General features: G+C 60.8%; 17 protein-coding genes. 15 read left to right on the top strand and 2 right to left on the bottom strand.

All coding sequences use genetic code 11. The annotated features are described in order from the left end of the window. Positions 1–11 precede the first annotated feature (11 nt). The gene (locus IPP03_17360) at positions 12–707 is read right to left on the bottom strand and encodes a TetR family transcriptional regulator (protein ID MBL0354331.1); all 696 of its coding nucleotides are present in this window, start codon (positions 705–707) and stop codon (positions 12–14) included. Between the two features lie 270 nt (positions 708–977). Here IPP03_17360 and IPP03_17355 point away from each other — a divergent pair, with 270 nt between their 5' ends. The 10 genes from IPP03_17355 (at position 978) to IPP03_17310 (ending at position 13,238) form a co-directional block, all read left to right on the top strand. Next, entirely contained in the window at positions 978–2,393 is a 1,416-nt protein-coding gene (locus IPP03_17355; protein MBL0354330.1) for an HlyC/CorC family transporter, read from the top strand. A 202-nt stretch (positions 2,394–2,595) separates the two neighbouring features. Continuing rightward, the gene (locus IPP03_17350) at positions 2,596–4,095 is read left to right on the top strand and encodes an HlyC/CorC family transporter (GenBank protein MBL0354329.1); all 1,500 of its coding nucleotides are present in this window, start codon (positions 2,596–2,598) and stop codon (positions 4,093–4,095) included. Between the two features lie 3 nt (positions 4,096–4,098). Then, the gene (locus IPP03_17345) at positions 4,099–5,373 is read left to right on the top strand and encodes an HlyC/CorC family transporter (GenBank protein ID MBL0354328.1); all 1,275 of its coding nucleotides are present in this window, start codon (positions 4,099–4,101) and stop codon (positions 5,371–5,373) included. 155 nt (positions 5,374–5,528) lie between these two features. Continuing rightward, complete coding sequence (locus IPP03_17340) at positions 5,529–7,175, top strand: cobalamin-dependent protein (protein ID MBL0354327.1); 1,647 nt, start codon at positions 5,529–5,531, stop codon at positions 7,173–7,175. 126 nt (positions 7,176–7,301) lie between these two features. Beyond that, positions 7,302–8,642: a tryptophan 7-halogenase gene (locus IPP03_17335; GenBank protein MBL0354326.1), complete on the top strand. Its 1,341-nt coding sequence runs from the start codon at positions 7,302–7,304 to the stop codon at positions 8,640–8,642. Between the two features lie 20 nt (positions 8,643–8,662). Continuing rightward, entirely contained in the window at positions 8,663–9,667 is a 1,005-nt protein-coding gene (locus IPP03_17330; GenBank protein ID MBL0354325.1) for a hypothetical protein, read from the top strand. Further along, complete coding sequence (locus IPP03_17325) at positions 9,664–10,509, top strand: MipA/OmpV family protein (GenBank protein ID MBL0354324.1); 846 nt, start codon at positions 9,664–9,666, stop codon at positions 10,507–10,509. Before IPP03_17330 ends, IPP03_17325 begins: the two co-directional genes overlap by 4 nt. After that, positions 10,502–11,290 (top strand): 1-acyl-sn-glycerol-3-phosphate acyltransferase, encoded by a 789-nt coding sequence (locus IPP03_17320; protein MBL0354323.1) that lies wholly within the window; start codon positions 10,502–10,504, stop codon positions 11,288–11,290. The genes IPP03_17325 and IPP03_17320 overlap by 8 nt, the downstream gene beginning before the upstream one ends. Continuing rightward, complete coding sequence (locus IPP03_17315) at positions 11,287–12,042, top strand: glycosyltransferase family 2 protein (protein MBL0354322.1); 756 nt, start codon at positions 11,287–11,289, stop codon at positions 12,040–12,042. The genes IPP03_17320 and IPP03_17315 overlap by 4 nt, the downstream gene beginning before the upstream one ends. A 26-nt stretch (positions 12,043–12,068) precedes the next feature. Further along, positions 12,069–13,238 carry a cation:proton antiporter gene (locus IPP03_17310; GenBank protein ID MBL0354321.1) on the top strand — a complete coding sequence of 390 codons (1,170 nt, stop codon included), beginning with the start codon at positions 12,069–12,071 and terminating at the stop codon, positions 13,236–13,238. 114 nt (positions 13,239–13,352) lie between these two features. Here the strand turns inward: IPP03_17310 and IPP03_17305 are convergent, their stop codons facing one another. Beyond that, the gene (locus IPP03_17305; GenBank protein MBL0354320.1) at positions 13,353–13,760 is read right to left on the bottom strand and encodes an FKBP-type peptidyl-prolyl cis-trans isomerase; all 408 of its coding nucleotides are present in this window, start codon (positions 13,758–13,760) and stop codon (positions 13,353–13,355) included. Between the two features lie 445 nt (positions 13,761–14,205). On the opposite strand from IPP03_17305, the gene IPP03_17300 reads away from it, so the two are divergent. The 5 genes from IPP03_17300 to IPP03_17280 all read left to right on the top strand — a co-directional run bounded on the left by IPP03_17300 (position 14,206) and on the right by IPP03_17280 (position 20,362). Beyond that, the gene (locus IPP03_17300; protein MBL0354319.1) at positions 14,206–14,895 is read left to right on the top strand and encodes a hypothetical protein; all 690 of its coding nucleotides are present in this window, start codon (positions 14,206–14,208) and stop codon (positions 14,893–14,895) included. A 107-nt stretch (positions 14,896–15,002) separates the two neighbouring features. Continuing rightward, positions 15,003–15,242 carry a DUF2789 domain-containing protein gene (locus IPP03_17295; protein MBL0354318.1) on the top strand — a complete coding sequence of 80 codons (240 nt, stop codon included), beginning with the start codon at positions 15,003–15,005 and terminating at the stop codon, positions 15,240–15,242. A 10-nt stretch (positions 15,243–15,252) separates the two neighbouring features. After that, the gene (gene fumC, locus IPP03_17290; GenBank protein MBL0354317.1) at positions 15,253–16,641 is read left to right on the top strand and encodes a class II fumarate hydratase; all 1,389 of its coding nucleotides are present in this window, start codon (positions 15,253–15,255) and stop codon (positions 16,639–16,641) included. 213 nt (positions 16,642–16,854) lie between these two features. Continuing rightward, positions 16,855–19,458, top strand: coding sequence for a cytochrome c (locus IPP03_17285; GenBank protein MBL0354316.1), 2,604 nt, complete (start codon positions 16,855–16,857; stop codon positions 19,456–19,458). 16 nt (positions 19,459–19,474) lie between these two features. Beyond that, complete coding sequence (locus IPP03_17280) at positions 19,475–20,362, top strand: hypothetical protein (protein MBL0354315.1); 888 nt, start codon at positions 19,475–19,477, stop codon at positions 20,360–20,362.

The raw sequence follows: 20,362 nt of genomic DNA, 5'->3' as shown, positions 1-20,362 counted from the left end.
CTGAAGAGTTTTTATGCTGCCTGCGAGTCCGCGTCTCCCGCCGCCTTGAACTGAGGCAGTGGAGAACGGAGACCGCCAAGCAGGAACGACATCAACCGGGGAACCAGGCGATCGTTGCGGTCGACCATATCTGCTTCCTCGATTTTCCAGTCGGCAACCAGACGCAGCGCGTCGGTGCCGGCAATTGCGTAGGACGTTGCGCCAAGCATGAAGTGGAAGCGCCAGACGATTTCCGCCCGCGGTACGTCGGGCAATGCCTTGAACAAGGCCTGCTTGTAGCGCTCCATCACGCCAGCATACTCGTCGGCAATAAACGTCCGGATGAATTCCGATGGCTCGGTGTGCGTGCGCCCGAAAAGGCGCAGGAAGACAATGCCGCCGCGCAGGTCGTCGTCGGCCAGGCGCAGCAGCGTCCCGAAGAAGCCGTCGACAATCTGCGACGGCTTCAGGGGCCTGCCGCCCGCCGCCCGCTCCATCTCGTCGAGAACACGCAGGCGCTCCTCATTGAGCCAGTCCAAGCGGCGCCGGAATACCTCCTGCATCAGCGCTTCCTTGGAACCGAAGTGATAATTGACGGCCGCGAGATTGACCGCCGCTTCGCTGGTAATCTGGCGCATCGAAGTCCCCTCATAACCGTGCGCCATGAACAGGCGCTCGGCCGCGTCGAGAATGCGCTCGCGGGTATCAATGTTGCGGACTTCTGCCATAGACCTTGCCTGTTTCGTGAAAAGGTTGATTCATACGTTCGTTTTAATGATAGGTGAGATTTTTTGCTACCGCAAGTCAATCTTTAGGCAAAGTCGCCAAAAATTTCCGACTCACGCTGTCTGCCGCGCCCTGCCCCGCGATTGACTCCCGCGGCCCTGCTCGGCGATACTCGCCCGTTGGGGTGCCGGATATACGCTCGCCGCCCGTCAGTGCGTGCTGCACGTGGCACACGAAACCCTGACGAAAAACAATCAAATGGAGGCGGAAAGATGGATTCGTTAACAGTATGGGTCAACCTTGGACTCATCTTTTTGTTCGTCGCGGGAAATGCTTTCTTCGTCGGTTCCGAGATCGCGATTTCCTCGGCGCGGCGGAGCCGGATCAAGCAGATGGCCGACATGGGCAACAAGGCGGCGAAAACCGTCGAGATGCTGCACAACGAACCGGAGCGCTTCTATTCAGTCACCCAGGTCGGCATCACGCTGGTCTCTCTCGGCCTCGGCGCTTTCGGTATGGAAACGATCAGTACTCTTACCGACGCCTCCTTCGTCGCACTCTTCGCAATTTTCGGCGACAGCCATGCGATCCAGACGGCAGCGCATACCGCCTCCTACGCCTTCGCCTTCGTGGTCATCTCGTTCCTGCACGTCGTCGCCGGGGAACTGGCGCCCAAGGTACTCGCCTTCCACAAGGCTGAAGCGATCGCCATGGCCGTAGGTTGGGTGATCAACCTGATGTACATCATCCTCAAGCCCCTGATCTTCGTCATGAAGCTCTCCTCCAACGCCCTGCTCTGGGTATTCGGGCAACGCGATCTGGCACATGGCGCCGAGAGCCACTTCACGATGTCGGTCGAGGAAATCCGGATGGTCCTCTCAGCCAGCGAAAAGGATGGCGTCCTCGCCCCGGAAGAAACACAGATGATTCGCGGTGTCTTCAACCTTGACGAGCACAACGTGTACGAGGCGATGGTGCCGCGCACCGAAATCGTGGCGCTGTCGAAGGATGCAACGCTGTCCGATGCGCTACGCCTGTTCCAGGACATGCCGCACGCCCGTTTCCCGGTTTATGACCAGACGATCGACCGCATCACCGGCATCGTGTCGATCAAGGAACTGCTCACCGTCATGGCTGAACATACCTGCACAATGCTGGACAAAGTCAGCCAGCAACCGGTCGGCGAATTCGCCAAGAAGCCGCTGGTCGTTCCGCACACCAAGACGCTCAGCGAAATGCTGAAAGCCTTCAAAAAGGGACGGCAGCAGATTGCGATTGTCATCGACGAATACGGCGGCACCGAGGGACTGATCTCGCTCGAAGACATCCTTGAGGAAATTGTCGGCGAGTACGACGACGAGTTCACGCAAACGGCGGGACGCCGTGTGAAGAAGCTGGAAGGCAGCCAGTACGAAATCGACGCCTCGATGCGGGTCAGCGACCTGGAGCCGATCATCCATTATCCATTCCCCGAGGACGCCGACTATACGACACTCGCCGGACTGATATACAAGGTGCTCGGGCACGTCCCGCACGTCGGCGAAGCGGTCGACATCCATTCGGCCCGGCTGGTCGTTCTGGAAATGGACCATCACCGCATCACCAAGGTGCGCTTCGAGGATATTGCGCTTGATGACGCGGGCCAGGTAAGTCTGTCGGAATCACAATCGGCGGCCGACCCGACTTGACGTCATATTGGATGGAAGGGCGTGGCCACGCCCTTAAAGAAAATGACTTCCGGGCGCGCCAGGATCACCCTGCGAGTTAACCTCCGCCCTGCCCTGACCCGCGCCAAAACATCAATGTTTATGTTATAAGGCTCGCTGATTGAAGGGAGTGAACTGCGTGATTACTCCAATCGGGCGTTGCCACAGTTAAGGGAGTCTGACCATGTTTATGGAATTACCGTCCTGGCTCGACCTGGAACTGATCGTCCGGCTCTGCGTCCAGGTGCTCCTGCTGACCACATCGGCGTTCTTTTCGGGATCCGAAACGGCACTCTTTTCATTGACCTCCTTCGATCTGCAGAGGTTGCAGAACAGCCAGCATCCACGTTTCAGGGGTATTCAGGACATGCTGGTAGAGCCGCGGCGCCTGATTATCTCGTTGTTATGTGGCAATGAGTTGGTGAACATAGCCTCGGCGGCCAACATGGCGTCGATCCTCCTGATGTTTTTCACCGAAGACCAGACCACCTGGCTCAACATCTTGGTGATGGTCCCGATGCTTCTGCTTTTCGGCGAGGTGACGCCCAAGACCATTGCTGTCACTTACCCGATGATGGTCGCCACTCGCTTCTCCGCGCCGCTTTTGCCCAGATGGATCGCTTTCATTGCACCGCTGCGAAAGGTGGTGCGTGCCATCGCCGACCGGATTACCACGGCCATCGTCGGCGAACCGGTGAAGAAGGAAAACATTCTCCACTCCGACGAATTTCGAACGCTGGTCGAGGAAGGCGAGGCCAGTGGTGCGATCGTGCCCACCGAGCGGATTCTCATAGACAACTTGCTGGAGGCTTCGGAAGCGGAGGTCGTGGACATCATGACGCCGATTTCGAGCATGGTTTCCCTTGACGTGGACGCTCCGCTGCCGCAACTGGTAAAGGCCTTTCAGGCCATGCGCCATCCCCGCGTGCCGCTCTTCGAGGGTAATCCTGCGAATGTCGTCGGCTTCCTCCATTCGGAAGACATCATCAAACTGGTCCGCAGCGGCGGCGACTTGGCGTCACTCGAGGTGCGGGACGTGATGCGCCAGCCCCAGTTTGTGCCGGCCACCAAGAAAGTAGATGAATTGGTCGAATTCTTCCAGGAGAACCGCACCCGTCTCGCTCTGGTGATTGGTGAATATGGCAATGTTCTTGGCATCATCTCGATCCGCGACGTGGCCGCTTTCATGCTCGGCCGGCTTGCGCCGCCGCAGGAGGAGCCCGGTATCAGGGAGATCGAGGAGAGCAAGATCTATTCGATCCCCGGCGAGATGAGCCTGGTGGATTTCAATCAGTTGGTGGGCGCCAGCCTCGATGACCCGAGCATGAACACCGTCGGTGGCCTGGTCATGCGACTGCTGAATCGCCTGCCGCGGGTCGGTGACTCGGTCACCTTCGAGGGCTTCATTTTTTCCGTCGAGAGCATGCTGGGTTTGCGCATCGGCGGGTTCCTCGTGACCCGCCTGGACTTGGGCCCGGACCCCGAACTGGTGGACACGGGGTGCAGCCCGCCGCCACCAGTTGATGGCCGCCACGAGGACCAAGATCCGTCTGCTGGCGAGACGGACGCGCCTGCGGAGGCGCTTGCGGAGGTTACCTCGCAGTCGGTATCCAAAATCGATGAGGCAGCGTCCGGACAGGGTGTGGCGCCTTACGCTAACCCGTCAGCAGCGAAAGGGGCCTGAGCCGTGGAAATGTTCATTGAATGTACAGCGATCGTGATCTTCCTCTTGCTCAAGGGCTTTTTTTCCGGCTCCGAGATCGCCATGGTCAACAGCGACAAGATCAGGTTGCGTCATATGGCCAAGACCGGCGACAAAGGCGCGGCTCTCGTGCTCAAGATGTACAAAACGCCGGACCTGCTTCTCGGGACGACACTGGTGGGCACCAACGTGGCTACCGTTACCGTCACCACGCTGATCACCATCATCTTCATCGAAGCCATGGGTCCGAGCGGCGACATCATTTCGGTGGCGCTGGCGACCCCTTTCCTGCTGATCCTCGGCGAAATCGTTCCGAAAAGCATCTACCAGCAGAAAGCCGATTTTCTGGTGACCCGCATCGTTTTCGTGCTGCGCTTTTTTGCCTGGCTGTTCTTTCCCGTAGTTTTCGTTTTCAGTCGTGTTGCCCGCTTTGCGACCCGCTTGGCCGGGGGAAGTACGCCGGTGAATAGTGGTTTCATCAGCCGCGAGGAACTGCGTATGCTGCTCGAGACGTCGTCGGGCGCAGACGATGACGATGGCGGCTTCGATGCGGAGAAAGTTGCTCGCATCACGCGTTTCTCCGAGACTTCGGTAGGTGAGGTGATGACTCCCCTCGACGAGGTGGTAGGTATCAGCGAACATGCCAGCATGGAGGAAGCGGTGCAACTCGTGCTCGCCCACGGCTACAATCGCCTGCCGATCTATCGAGGCAACATGTCTAATATCGTGGGCATCCTCACCCTGAACTCGTGGGACCTGATGGCGACTGACATCAACCGGAAAGCCAAGGCCGACTACATCCAGGAACCGGTCTATGTCTCCTCCAGGCAGCCCATAGACCGCACCATCAAGACACTCCTTCTACGCCCGATAGACTTCATGGCGATAGTTGTGAACGAGTTCGGTTCAGCCATCGGCATTCTCAGCATGGAAGACATCTTCGAGGAGGTGGTTGGAGAAATCGATGTCGGCTACGATTTTGACGAGTACGAATCGCACCGCAGCAAGCAGCGCATCATGATCAAGGAGTTGGGATCCCAAGAGTTTCTGGTCGATGGCCGGACTCCAATCTCGCAGATCAACGAGGAACTGCACCTGAACATTCCCATGGAGGCGGCTCATACCGTGGCCGGGCTGATCATAAACCGCCTGCGCACGATTCCACCCGTGGGCAGCCAGATCCGCGAGGAAAGCTACCTGTTTACTGTGCGGGCGGTCAGCGCCCGCACCATCATCAAGGTTCATATCAAGCGAGCATAGCCAGCCGCAGCTTAGGCCTCCGCACTGCTTGACGCGGAGGCGCCCAGTCTTCCCGCGAACTGGGTTACTGGCACGCCTATCCACCGCAAGTCGCCAGGGTTACGCTCTCTCATTGCCTGTAGAATTCGCTGAAACGCTAGCGGGAGCAATAAATCGTGCGCGTCACCCTTGTTCACCCTGCCGGCTTCAATTTCGTTCCCGGACAGCCCGATTTTTCGGTGCTGGCCAACCGGATGCCGCCGATCGGCATCATGCAACTGGCCTCGTGGCTGGAAAAGTTCAGTCATAGCGTCCAATTGCACGATTGCCTGGGCCCCTATGCCCCGCCGAGCATTGCCGAGAATGCCGAGATCGTGCTGGCCAGTGAGCCGGAAATGGTCGGTTTTTCAGCGACGACCTCGGGGTTCATGGATGCCATCGAACTCGCCTCATATATTCGCGCGCGGCGACCGGACATCAAGATTACCTTTGGTAACGTGCATGTTTCGTCGCTCGGGGCGCCCATTCTCGAACACTATCCCGAGATCGACTATCTGGTAATCGGCGAGGGTGAAGGGGCCTTTCTTGAACTGGCCGATGGCAAGCCGTTGAAGGGGATCGCCAACCTGATTTACCGCGACGAAAGCGGCAAGATTCGCATCAACCCGCGCCGCGACCGCATCCTCGATCTCGATGATCTGCCCTTCCCGGCCTACGAAAAGCTGCCCGGCTTTCCGCATGCCTATCACCTGCCGCTGTTTGCCTACGAGAAGCGCTACGGTGCGACGATGGTCACCTCGCGCGGCTGCCCCTACACCTGTTCGTTCTGCGACCGGACGGTGTTCGAGCGCCTTTACAAGACCAATTCAGCGCAATACACCTACGACCACATGAAATACCTGCGCGACCGGTTCGGGGTCTATCACATCAACATGTACGACGACCTGTTCACGGCCAAGAAGCAGCGCGTGTTCGATTTATGCGAGCTCTTGATCGAGAAGCCGCTGGACATCCAGTGGAACTGCGCGATCCGCACCGGCCATACTTCGGACGAAATGCTGGCCAAACTGAAGCAAGCGGGCGTGCTGATGGTGTCGATGGGCATCGAATCGGCCGATCCGGCGATGATGGAAAGGCACAAGGCCGGCGTGACGCTCGATGCGGTGCGCGATACGGTACGGCAGATTCACGCCGCCGGCCTGCGCGCCAAGGGGCTGTTCATTTTTGGCATGCCCGGCGAAACGCCGGATACCGTGAAGGTGACCAGCGATTTCATTCTCTCGCTGGAACTCGACGAGATGAACATGACCAAGTTCAGCCCGCTGCACGGCGCGCCGATCTGGGAAGAGTGCGCCAGCCAGGTGTCGGGTGAGTTCATCGAAGACTGGCGACTGATGAATTGCCTGAATTTCGTCTTTTTGCCCGAGGGCTTCACGTCGCGCGAGGAGATGGATGCGCTCTACAACTGGCACGTCAAGCGCTTCTATGACAGCAAGGGTTATCGGCGCCGTTTTGCCAAACGGCTGTGGGCGCATCGCTGGAGCCTCTGGCATGTGCTCAAGCATTTACCCGAAACCATCGCCGCCGCCCGCTATTTCAGTGCCAACAAGGCGCAATTGGAAAAGGCCAAGCGCGAATTCAAGCTGCATCCCCGCCAGCCGCTCGGCCTCAAGCCTTACCTGAGCCAAGACTTACAGGTGGACAACATCGTTTCGATGTCGCCGGTCAAACTCTCGCGGCGGGAAGTGATGAAATCAATCGCTCCGCGGGTTGAAGACGGCAGCACCTGTTGTGTCCCGCCGGCAGCTCAGGCAGCAGTATAATTTTGGCCCCAATATGGTCCGCTTGTTCGGCAACAAGGCAGGCCATCTTGATTCCCCCCGGAGACCGCGGACGGGATGACTTCTACAGGCGAATTTTTTCTGGCCGCTCCCGGAGAAACTGACAGAATGAAACAGCAAGTGCAGGAAATTGAACGTCGGGAATGCGATGTTCTGGTCATCGGTGGCGGCCCGGCTGGAACGACGGTCGCGCCCCTGCTGGCTGAAAAGGGCTACCGGGTCGTCCTGCTCGAGAAGGCGCGCCACCCGCGCTTCCACATCGGCGAATCGCTACTGCCGGCCAACCTGCCGCTCTTCGAGCGCATGGGCATCGCCGACGAGGTAAAGGCGATCAGCATGGAGAAATGGGGCGCCGAGTTCGTTTCACCCCACCACGAAATGTCGCAAACCTTTCATTTCGCAGACGCTTGGGACAAATCGATACCCTACGCCTACCAGGTCAAGCGCGCCGAGTTCGACGAAATCTTGATTCGCAATGCAGGGAACAAGGGTGTTGAAGTACATGAGCAGTGCAAGGCCAAAGCGATTGAATTTTTGCCCGACAACAGTGGTGCAGTGATTCATGCCGAGCATGATGATGGGTGCAGGGTCGAATGGAAAGCCCGTTTTGTTGTTGACGCCTCCGGTCGCGACACCTTTCTGGCAAACCGTTTCCAGATCAAACACCGCAACCCGAAACACAACAGTTCTGCAATCTATGGCCATTTCTCCGGGGCCCGGCGCCATGATGGTCAGGCTGAGGGCCATATCAGCATCTTCTGGTTCGAGCACGGCTGGTTCTGGTTCATCCCGATGCAGGGCGATGTCACCAGCATCGGCATGGTGACCTGGCCATATTTCATGAAGACCAAGGGAAACCGCGACGTCGAGAAGTTCCTGATGGATGGCATCACCATGTCTCCGGCGCTGGCCGAACGCCTGAAGATGGCAACACTGGTTAATGAAGTCGAAGCCACCGGCAACTTCTCGTATGTCTCGGAGCGCAATCACGGCCCGAACTACCTGCTGCTCGGCGACGCCTATGCCTTCATCGACCCTGTCTTCTCTTCCGGCGTGCTGCTGGCCATGAACAGTGGCGTGATCGGTGCCGAAGCGATCGATACCTGCCTGAAAAATCCGGCTGCGGCAAAAACCGCACTCAAGCGTTTTGACGAACTGATGAAGCACGGCCCTAAGGAATTCTCGTGGTTTATCTACCGGGTAACCAACCCGATCATGCGCGACTTCTTCATGCATCCGAAGAACATTTTCCGCGTCAAGGAAGCCCTCCTTTCGGTCCTGGCCGGTGACATTTTCGGCAAGACGCCGATCTGGCGCGCCATCCTGATGTTCAAGACACTCTATTATATCGCCAACGTCATACAGCCCCGGCGCGCCTTTTTGGGGTGGAAGCGGAGGCGCATCAACATCCGCCGGGTCGACGATCCTGCGCTTAATTCCGCTTCGTGAATCTCTGTTTTCTTTCCTGCCTGAACGACACCGATCTGTCTTGCGCCATTGCCGGCCGCGAAGAATCCATTCTCGGCGGCGTCCGGATCGGCGGACGAGGCGCGGGGGCTGCCCCGGCGTGGCCAGTGCAGTTTATTGGGGCCCTGCCGATCGGTCAAATGGCGGGCAAGGTTGATGAAGTCTGGTGTTCCGATACACCCTGTTCTTCGGGCGAATTCGCGGACATCGCCTGGCGCCGTGCCGGTCCGGTGCTCTACGGCGTCCTTGAACTGCCAGAGAGCGATTTCCCCGGGGCGTCTGACTGTTCGCCACTCCAGGCCGCCAGTCAGGAGGCCTATCGCCGTATCTTCCGGCTGCTCGAGGCCCAGCAGTTGCCGTATCTGTGGCGCGTGTGGAATTACCTGGCCGACATCAACCTTGAAACGCACGGGCTAGAGCGCTATCGCCAGTTCAACATCGGCCGCCAGGATGCCTTCCTCGAATTCAGCCGGGGCGCAACCGGGAACGTGCCGGCCGCCTGCGCCATCGGCCTGGCCGGGGGACCGTTGCGCATCGCCTTCATGGCCGGCGGCGAAGCGGCCACTGCGGTCGAGAACCCGCGCCAGATCAGCGCCTACGACTACCCAGCCAAATACGGGCCACGCAGCCCGACCTTCTCGCGCGCCGCGCTGGTCAGTCTGGCCCGGCAGGAGATCCTTTTCATCTCGGGAACGGCCAGCATCCTCGGCCACCAGACGATGCATTGCGGAGATGTCGTGGCCCAGACGCGGGAAGCGCTAAACAATGTCGCAACCGTCGTTGCCGAGGCAAACCGTCTCGCCCGATCGGCTCCTTACCGAGTCGAGAAACTAGCTTACAGAGTATACCTGCGCCACGCGGCCGACTTGGCCGCCGCGCGCGACACGGTGCATCCGTTCCTTGGCACGGCTGCGGAAATTTCTTATGTTCATGGCGACATCTGCCGTTCCGATCTCCTTGTGGAAATCGAGGCGACGGCGCTGCACGACCTGGAGACTGCCGGATGAAGCATCGTTCCGCTTGTGGCGCCGGTCTGGCGCTGACCGTGACCTTAAGCTTGCCGGTGCCCGTCGGCGCCGCCGAGGAAAAGCCGTTGTGGGAAATCGGCGCCGGGGTTTCCGCTCTCACGCTCCCCGCCTATCGTGGTTCGGACCAGACCAGCAACTTCATCCTGCCGGTTCCCTTCTTCAGTTACCACGGCGACTTCTTCAAGGCCGACCGCCATGGCATCCGTGGCAGCTTTTTCGATACCGACCGGGTAGACTTCACGGTGAGCCTGGCGCTCTCACCGCCCACGGGAAGCGAGGACATTCGCGCGCGGGCTGGCATGCCGGACCTCAAGGCAAGCTTCGAGATCGGCCCGCAAGTGGACCTGACCCTGTGGCGTTCGGAAAACCGTGCCCGCTTCCTCAAATTGCGGCTGCCCCTGCGCACGGCACTGACCGTCGAAGGCTCGCCACAGGATGTTGGCTGGGTATTCAGCCCCAATGCCAATTTCGACATTACCGATCTGCCGGGTCTGCCGGGCTGGAATCTCGGATTGCTGGCCGGCCCGTTGTTTGGAAGCCGGCGTCAGAATGCCTATTACTATTCGGTCGCCTCACAGTATGCGACGCCGTTCCGCCCAGCCTACGAGGCCCCCTCGGGCTACGCTGGCATGGAATACACAATGGGCGTATCGAAGCGCTTCCCGAACTTCTGGCTCGGCGCCTTCGTGCGCTACGGCAATCTTGCCGGAGCCAAATTCGAGGACAGCCCGCTGGTGCTGCAGAACGAGGCACTGTCGGCTGGCGTGGCCCTGTCCTGGATATTCGGCGAGTCGAGCACCCGCGTCATGGTCGATGACTGAGCGCGCGCGCGGTCGCCCATACTGGTGGATCGCCTACGAATATCTGGCGATGGTCGTCGGCCTCGGGTTTCTGGCACTCATCTGCGTCCTCTGGCTGCCCTTCGCAATGATTCTCCACCGGCTGCTGCCGCGGCGCTGGGGGCAGCCGCTGGGACGCTTCATGATCATGGCCAACTTCCGTATCTATCTGGGTTTCCTCACACTCTGCTGCGCCTGCCGTTTCGAACTGTCAGCGCTCGACAACCTGCGCCATGAGGGACCGCTGATCGTCGTCGCCAACCACCCGTCGCTGCTCGATGCCGTGATGATTCTCTCGCGCCTGCCGAACGCCGTGTGCGTGATGAAGGCCGGACTGATGGACAATATCCTGTTCGGCGCCGCCGCGCGCCTCGCCCGCTATATCCGCAACGATGCGTCACTCAACCTCATTCTCGACGCCCGCGAGGAATTGCGTGAGGGCGCGCAACTCGTCATCTTCCCCGAGGGCACGCGCACCACGAAATTTCCTGTCGATCCGTTTCTGCCGACGGCGGCGGTAATCGCCGCGCGCGCCGGAACGCCGGTACAGACGCTGTGCATTACTTTCAGTTCACCCTATCTGGGCAAGGACTGGCCGCTCTTCGCCAGGCCGAAGCTGCCCCTCGACATCAGCATCCGCCGCGGACGCCGCTTCGCGGCGCAGAAGGACGCCGGCGACCTGACTACGCGGCTCGAACAGTACTTCCGTGCGGAATTGGGCCCTTCCGGAGCGTCGACCGCAACAGGTGCCACCGCGTCATGACCTCGGCGTCGCTCACCCATCTCGTCCTCATTCCAAGCTACAATCCGGGTCCCCGGGTAGTCGACACGGTGCTCGCCGCGCGCCGGCAATGGAACCCGGTGTGGGTCGTCGTCGACGGCAGTACCGATGACAGTTGTCAGAAAATCCAGGAAATGGCTGCTGCCGATGACGGCCTGCACGTCATCGTGCTGCCCGAGAATCGCGGCAAGGGCGCAGCGGTGCTGGAAGGCATCACGCACGCCGCCTCCGCCGGGTACACTCACGCCCTGACGATGGATTCGGATGGCCAGCATCCGGCCGACCTCATCCCGGTCTTCATGAAGGTGTCGCAAGCCCATCCCGAAGCGATGGTGCTCGGCAAGCCGGTCTTCGCCGCCGATGCCCCCGCCTTGCGCGTCAACGGCCGCAAGGTTTCGAACGCCTGGGCCAATCTCGAAACGCTGTGGATGGGCATCGGCGACTCGCTCTATGGGTTCCGTGTCTACCCGATCGCGCCGCTGGTGCGCGTGATGCAAGCCAACCGCTGGATGCGCCGTTTCGATTTCGATCCGGAAGCGGTCGTCCGCCTGTGCTGGGCTGGGATCAAACCAGTCAATATCGATGCGCCGGTACGCTATTTCCGTGCCGACGAGGGCGGCGTCTCGCATTTCAAGTACCTGCGTGACAATACGCTGTTGACCTGGATGCACACCCGCCTCTTCCTCGGCTTTCTGCTGCGCCTGCCCTTACTATTGCTGCGCCGGACCGGGTGAATACGACGGAAATCTTCCTGATCGCGATGACGATCATCTTCACCGTCCCTTTTCTGATCTGGCGTCTCGGGCGGACCGACTATTACGCGCCGCTGGTCGTCGTCCAGATCATCGCCGGCATCCTGCTCGGGCCGGGCGTTCTTGGCCGCTTTTTCCCGGATTACTACGCCTTCGTTTTCACCTCGCCGGTGGTGCAGTCATTGAACGGGATCGCGTGGTGGGCAGTCATGCTCTTCGTCATGATCGCCGGCATCGAGATCGACCTCAAGAAGGCCTGGGACCACCGTCGCGAGAGCTCGATTTCCGCCAGTCTCGCGCTCGCGACCCCGCTGCTTTTTGGTTGTATCGCCGCCGCCGTTCTGCTGTTCCAGGAGGGCTGGATCGGCCCACGAGCGCTGACCTGGCAGTTCGTGCTTGGCATCGGCATGGCCTGCGCGGTCACCGCGCTGCCGATCCTGATCCTGCTCATGGAAAAGCTCGAGATCCTGCGCCAGCCAATCGGTCAGCGCATCCTGCGCTACGCAAGTGTCGACGACATCGCCATCTGGGGGGTGCTGGCGCTGATCCTGATGGACTGGGGCCGGGTCGGCAAGCAGATTGCCTTCCTGACAGCATTCGCCGTGCTCGGCCACGGCTTCCGGCGCCTGATGATCCGGCTGGGCGAGCGCGACCGCTGGTATGTCGCGCTGATCTGGCTGGCCGCCTGCGCTTTCGGCGCCGACTGGGCCGGCCTCCATTTCATGGTCGGCGCCTTTCTCGCCGGGGCGATCATTGAATCGGACTGGTTCGATCAGGAACGAATGGACCTGCTGCGTCACCATGTCCTGCTCGTCATGATGCCGGTCTTCTTCCTGAGCACCGGTCTGCGCACCAACTGGACAATGGGCGGCGAGGCGGTATTGATCGCCGCGGCGCTCCTGCTCGTCGCGTCGGTCGCCGGCAAGCTGATCGGTGTCCGGATCGCCGGCAGAATCCTCAAGTGGGCGCCCGGCGAGGCTAGCATCATCGGCTGGCTGCTGCAGACCAAGGCGCTGATCATGATCATCTTCGCCAACATCCTGCTCGACAAGCAGATCATCACCAGCGAAGCCTTTACCGCATTGTTGCTGATGGCGATCGCCAGCACCATGCTGACCATGCCGATGGTGGCGCCCAGACTGGCGCGCATGAAGGAAATTCCGCAGCGCGCGCCGTGACAGGGCAATCGGTGGCTTCACCGCACCAGCGCGGTCAATGCCTTGGACCAAATGGCAGAAACCCCCGAACCGGACGACATTCCGCTTCGTGCGCCAGTCGCCGGCTGCTGAAGCTTACTTCGCGATATCGAGCAATTCGACTTCGAAAATCAGTGTCGAACCCGGCGGAATCCCCGGAACATTCTGGTTGCCATAGGCCAGGTTGGGCGGGCAGACCAGTCTGGCCTTGCCACCGACCTTGATCTTCTGCACTCCTTCGGTCCAGCAGGGAATCACCCGGGTCAGCGGGAAGGTCGCTGGCTGCCCGCGCTTGTACGAGCTGTCGAATTCCTGACCATTTTCCAGCGTGCCGCGATAATGAACCTTGACCGTGTCACTCACCTTGGGATTGGCTCCCGTACCCTCCTTGAGAGTCGTGATGCCGATGCCGGAGGCCGTTTTTTCCTCCTTGGAATCGGCGGCATGAGCCTGAAACGTGAGGACGACAAAAAGTGCTGCGGTGGTAATGACCAGTTTGTTCATAAGTCTGCCTTTGCGAAGGTTAAAAATCGAATACCGGATGCGGTGGCGTAATTGTGCCGCAGAACTTGTCGTATTGGCAGCGGCATGCACGCGTTGGCAGAGGTTCATCAACTCAACAGGCAGGCATCGCAGCCCCCGTGCCGACTGCGGGAAGCGATGACGTGGAATCGAAGTATCCGAGACCTCGTGGAGCTCGATTTCCCAGTGCCTGAGCGCCAGGGCGACGAGGTCCGCCTCGCCGCCAGTCAGGCGGCGGTCCGAATTCACGATGTAGAGCATCGCGCGAACGATCTTCCTTTCAGCACCGGGCCGCGGATTTCGTCGAGCAGCAGGCCGATGGTGCCGGAATCGAGCTCGAGTTGCCCGTTCGGCAAGCGGTTGGCACTGATCAGCAGATCTTCGCAATAGTCCGAGAGGACTTTGGCGAAATGGCCGGGAAATCGCGTTGACCGCAGCAGGCGAGGAATTGCTGCTCACTGTCCGTGATTTCGACGACGCTTGGAATCGCCTCGAATCGGCAATCGACGATCTCAAGGGCTTCAAGCGCGGCAAGCTGCGCGTCGGCCTGGTGACCACGGCCAAGCATGCCCTGCCGCACATGCTAGGCGATTTATTCTGGCACTCTCCGGAAATCGACATCGAGTTGGAGATCGCCAACAGGCAGAGGATCGTCGAGCGCCTGTTCGGCAACCAGGACGACCTTGGCGTGATGTCCTACCCTCCCGCAAATCTCGACATCGTCAGCCAGCCCTTCCTCGACAACGAATATGTCGTGCTGGCGCCTGCGGCCCACTGGGCCGTCGGCAAGGCTCTGAGATTACAGGAGCTGGCAACCGAGCATTTCCTGCTGCGCGAGGAAGGATCGGGTTCGCGCCACGTTATCGACCCGCACATGCGCGATACCGGTATCCAGTTGAAGGTCCGGCTGTCGCCGGCGAGCGACAAAGCGATCCGCGAACTCGTCGCCAGCGGCAATGGGCCTGACCGTGCTCTCGCGCCAGGCGCTCGGCGACAGGCCTGGGCGCGATGGCCTCGCTATTTTGGATATCTCAGGTTTCCCACTCAATCGTCGATGGAGCGTCGTTCACCTGCGTGGCAAGATCCTTTCTTTGCCGGCAATGGCCTTTCTCGCTGATCTGCTGCACGGTGCGGCCGGCGACCGAACTTCTGCGGCCTGACGGACTCAAAGCAACATTGCGCAACGGAATTGCCGTTGCCGCGGCGACCGGAAAGGAACCGATCATGGAAAGACCCGTACACAGCCTGTCAGTACTTTTCGCTCAACTCGGCCAGCCCAACGACGAAAAGTCCATCGCACAGTTCATCGATAGTCACCGCCCGCTGGCCGCCGACGTGTGCCTGCATGAAGCCACCTTCTGGACCCCCGCGCAGGCGGCGTTTTTGTGCGAGGCCATCGCCAGCGACGCCGACTGGGCCGAAGTCGTCGACGAGTTAAACCTCGACCTGCACGCACAGCGCTAGGCGAGCCGCGATGACCCGCCTCGAAAAAGACTCGTTCGGCACCATCGAAGTTGCCGCAGGGCGCCTGTGGGGGGCGCAGACACAGCGTTCGCTGGCGCATTTCGCCATTTCCAGCGAGCGCATGCCCGACGAACTGATCCACGCCCTGGCGCTGACCAAGGCCGCCTGCGCCAATGTCAACCTGGAGCTTGGCCTGTTGACCGCCAGCAAGGCCGGCGCCATCATGGCGGCCGCCGATGAAATTGCTTCCGGCCACCACACGGAGGAATTTCCGCTTTCAGTCTGGCAGACCGGCTCGGGGACGCAGAGCAACATGAACATGAACGAGGTGCTGGCCAACCGCGCCTCGGAATTGCTCGGTGGCGCACGTGGCAGCGCGCGACTGGTGCACCCGAATGACGAGGTCAATCTCGGGCAATCGTCAAACGACATTTTCCCGACCGCCATGCATCTGGCGGCAGCCCTCGGCATCACGCGCTACCTGCTGCCCGCGCTCCGCCAACTGACCACCACGCTCGATGAAAAAGCGACGGCCTTCGCCGGCATCGTCAAGATCGGCCGCACCCACCTGCAAGACGCCACACCGCTCTCGCTGGGGCAGGAATTCTCGGGCTACGTTGCCCAGTTGCAGCACGTCGAGGCATTCATCGTCGCCAGCCTGCCCTCACTCTATCCGCTGGCGGTCGGCGGCACCGCCGTCGGCACCGGGCTCAACACGCACCCGGAATTCGGTCTGCGGGTCGCCATTAAGCTGGCCGACCAAACCGGCATTCCCTTCACAAGCGCCGCCAACAAGTTCGCCGCACTGGCCGCCCACGACGGCCTGGTCGCCGCCCATGGCGCACTGAAAATGCTGGCCGTGGCGCTCATCAAAATCGCCAACGACATCCGCTGGCTGGCCTCCGGCCCGCGTTCCGGGCTCGGCGAGATCAGCATCCCCGAAAACGAGCCGGGCAGCTCGATCATGCCCGGCAAGGTCAATCCGACCCAGTGCGAGGCGCTGACCATGCTCTGCTGCCAGGTCATGGGCAACGACGTGGCAATCGGCATCGGCGGTGCATCAGGCAACTTTGAGCTGAACGTCTTCAAGCCGCTGATCGCCCACAACATGCTGCAAAGCATCCGCCTGCTGGCCGACGGCATGCACAGCTTCGAACATCACTGCGCACGCGGCATCACCGCCAACAGCGAGCGCATTGCCGAGTTAATGGAGCGTTCGCTGATGCTGGTCACCGCGCTGGTGCCGCACATCGGCTACGACAAGGCTGCCGAAATCGCCAAACGGGCCAGCCGCGAGGGCACGATACTGAAGCAGGCGGCGCTGGCCTCGGGCTACGTTACCGCCGATCAATACGAAAGCTGGGTGATACCGGAAGCGATGATTCAAGCGCGAGAATGACGGAACAAGACAAACCGGGACCAAAGACTCGGCCGTAGTTCGTACCGCCCGCATGAATTTTGCGACACGTCGACAAGTCAACACAGATTTGCTATAAGAAATTTGTAAATCGCCCGACAGAGAGATTTCATCCGCCTGAACGCACAGAGTCGGCTTAAGCTGACCAGGGATGAAATGGGGCGTTGAATGTGTTTGTCCGACAGGAGAAGACGCATGAAACGTGCTTCACTGGCCGCCATTGCGGCTATTGCGATCGCCGCCGGCATCGGGGTATATCAGATTGACACCCGCCCGCTAGGCGAAGTCCATGCCCAGAATACCACCATCGCAGCAGCAGCATCACCGCCAGGAAAGCCGATTCCGGAGCCCTCCGCAGTCGATCAGGATGCCCCGTACCATGAAGCCTGCGCCCGCGAGGGGCTGAACGAATCGGAATGCGTCGGCCGGCTGATCTGGTTCAAGGCGACCGGTGGCAACGAACGTTTCCACACCTACACCTTCCAGCAGCGCATCGGCGTCCTCGTAGACTGGTACCGCGTCCTGCGCACCGACCAGCGCGACGACCGTTTCTGGGCTTGGGGCATCATCAACGACCCTTCCTGCTGCAAGCCCGGCGCGCCCGACTGCCCGGCCAAAACGGCCGAAGAAACCTACGGGCTCGACTGGTGCCCCGGCGACGACGTGCTGCTCAAGTATGTCGGCAAGAGCGGCTACGTGGACCCGGCCTGCGGCCTCAAGGACGCGGCGCTCGACGCCGACGATCCGCACAGCCAGGGCGGCAAGGTCGACCAGCGCCACTCAGCCTGCGACCTCCGGTTCGGCACCTCGACCGGTGCCCTCGGTCTGCGCAAATTCCCCAACCCGCGCTTCGACGCCGCCAAGTGGCAGGCGCTGAATGGTGGCAACGCCAACTGGTCCGGGTTCAACGCGGCCAAGGCCGCTGCTACCGGTATCGAATCGGACCAGCGTGTCAGCAAGCTGGCCGATGCGTCGGTCGAACCGCCCTTCCTGATCGGCACCGCCTGCGGTTCCTGCCATATTGCCTTCGATCCGCTCAACCCGCCGGCCGACCCCGCCCATCCGCAATGGCAGAACATCAAGGGCCTGATCGGCAACCAGTACACGCGAATGTCCGAACTGCTCGTCTCCGGCATGCCCAGGAGCAGCCTCGAATTCCAGATATTCGCCCATGCCCGGCCCGGCGTGACCGATACTTCGGCCATTTCGCACGATCAGATCAACAATCCCGGGACCATCAACGCGCTGATCAACGTCGCCCAGCGTCCGGTGTTCAAGGGCGATGTCGTCACCAAGTGGCGCAAGGCCACCACCTGCGGTGCCGAGAAGGACGAGGACAAATGCTGGTGCGAACCCGGTCGCAGCGGCAAATGCTGGCTGAAAAGCACGCACGATGACGATACGACACCGGTCAACCTGGGTGGCCAGAAGGTCGTGCTACCCGGTGTCCATCACATCCTGAAGGGTGGCGAAGACTCGATCGGAGCACTGGAAGCTATCCAGCGCGTCTATTTCAACATCGGTTCGTGCTCCGAGCAGTGCTGGGTCAATCACCTGACTGATTTGCGCCAGATCGACCCCGAACAGCGGGGCTTCGACCAGACGCCGTTCAACATCGGCCAGTGCCGGCGCGATTGTCCCAACTTCCGGGCGGTCGAGGATCGTCTGCAGAACGTCCTTGATTTCTTCGTTTCCGCCGAATCCGACGAAAGCGACCTCTATGCCGCCCGCGCCAAAGCCGGCAAGCCCAGCTACAGCCGGGCCGACCTCGCCATCGACCTCGACAAGGAATTCGGCAAAGGCGCCGTCAGCCGCGGCCAGACGGTCTTCGCCGATAACTGCGCACGCTGCCATTCGAGCCTCCCGGAAAGTGCCAACGGTCCCTTCAAGAACCGCGATTTCGCCGCACCCAACGAAGCGCATCCGCGCAAGGTACGTGCCGATTTCCTCGGCAACGACCAATCGACGCCAGTCACCGAGGTCGGCACCTTCCGTTGCCGGTCCCTGCACTCCAACCACAAGGCCGGGCACCTCTACATGGAATATTTCTCCGACACGATGCGCCAGCGACCGATCGTGGCCGACATCCCTGAGCGTGACGAACTGAAGGACGGCGGGCGCGGCTACATGCGGAATATCTCGCTGGTCAATGTCTGGGCTACGGCCCCGTTCATGCACAACAATGCAATCGGACCTGAAATCTGCGGCAAGCCGGCCAACAAAGACAACGATTTTTCCCGCGTTCGCTATGTCGGCTCTGATGGCAAGCTGCTCGCCAGCCAGCCCGACTGCCTGCGCTACGACCCGACCGTCGATGGCCGTTTCCAGCTCTACAAGCTCTCCATGTTCGAGCTACTGCACCCGAAGGAACGCGGCAGCAAGCGCACTCTGACCAATAGCGACTTGATCATCGACGTCGGCATCCGTCCGCTCGATGGCAAGGCCGAGAAACCGCTTGGCGGCTTCGGCCAGGTCAGGATACCGGAGGGCGCCAGCGTCGGCTTTCTGAACGGGTTGCAGCACAAGCAGCTGATCGGCGACCTCTTCCTCGCCAAGCGTGACCCGGTGAAGCTCGAAGCCGCCGGCAAGAAGGATCTGGTGCCAACCCTGCAGGCGATGGCCGATGAAGTGCTGAAACACCCGGCCCGCTTCGTCGAGATATTGCGCGAACAGCGCGACTTCCTCAGCGCCAATTACGAGACCTGCACCCAGGAGATCGAGAACGAGGGCCACCGCTTCGGCGAGGACCTTTCCGAAGCCGACAAGAAGGCACTGACCGCCTTCCTCGCCACGCTTTAAGGGACGGGAGACCATCATGCGACTGCCGCACACCTTCACCCTGCATACTGGACTGATCGCCCTGCTTGCCCTGACCCTGGCCGCCTGCAGCAAGCCGGAACCGCCCAACATCGGCTTCGCCCCCTACGACAAGGGCTACCAGTCGAAGCTGGACCTCGCCCAGGTGGACCACAAGTACCCAATCCCGCCGGCCGAAGTGGCGAAGATTACGCCCGACTGGCTGGCCACGCTCGACCAGGAACAGCTCGACCAGATTTACGCCCGCCTGTCCGCCGGCCCCATTCCGGACGGCGCCTTCGACGGCCGTATCCTGCTGCCACGCGGGGAAAGCGGCAAGTTCCGGCTCTCCGAAATCGTCGGCGGCTTTACCGGCACCGCGCTGCATCTCAAAGGTCTGGTCATCGAGGATATCGGCGAGGCGCTATGGCGCGGCAAGGTCTTCTTCCGCGACGAGCGGGTGCTGCGCAACCGCATCGAAGACCTGTCGATCCTGAAGAAGATCGGCCTCGTCGAAGGCGAGCCGAAGAAGATGAACTACGGTGGCAAGGAAACCTGGCTGCTCTTCCCGGCCAAGCTTTATTGCGGGCAGAGCCTGCTCGACGCGCGTCGCGAATCGATCGTCATCGATTATTTCTTTACCGACGAAATCCCCGGCTACCAGGAGAGCCCGGACTTTCTCGCTGGCCGCCGCGGCCTCAAGGTGCGCGACGAAATCCGCATGATTCGCCCCGGCCTCTACCTCGGCCGCGCCTACCTCGACCGCGGCTTCGCGCTCAACTTCACCCTCTACGACAAGGCCACCGACGACAAGGCACGCGACGAATTCGTCAAGACCGGCAAGGTTCAGGAAGACTGCTGGCCTGGCACCCAGACGCGTGCCGTCGTCGCTGCCGCCAAACCCTGA

The sequence above is a fragment of the Candidatus Dechloromonas phosphoritropha genome, from assembly GCA_016722705.1.
Taxonomy (GTDB): domain Bacteria; phylum Pseudomonadota; class Gammaproteobacteria; order Burkholderiales; family Rhodocyclaceae; genus Azonexus; species Azonexus phosphoritrophus.
This window is presented reverse-complemented; position numbering and strand designations above follow the sequence as displayed.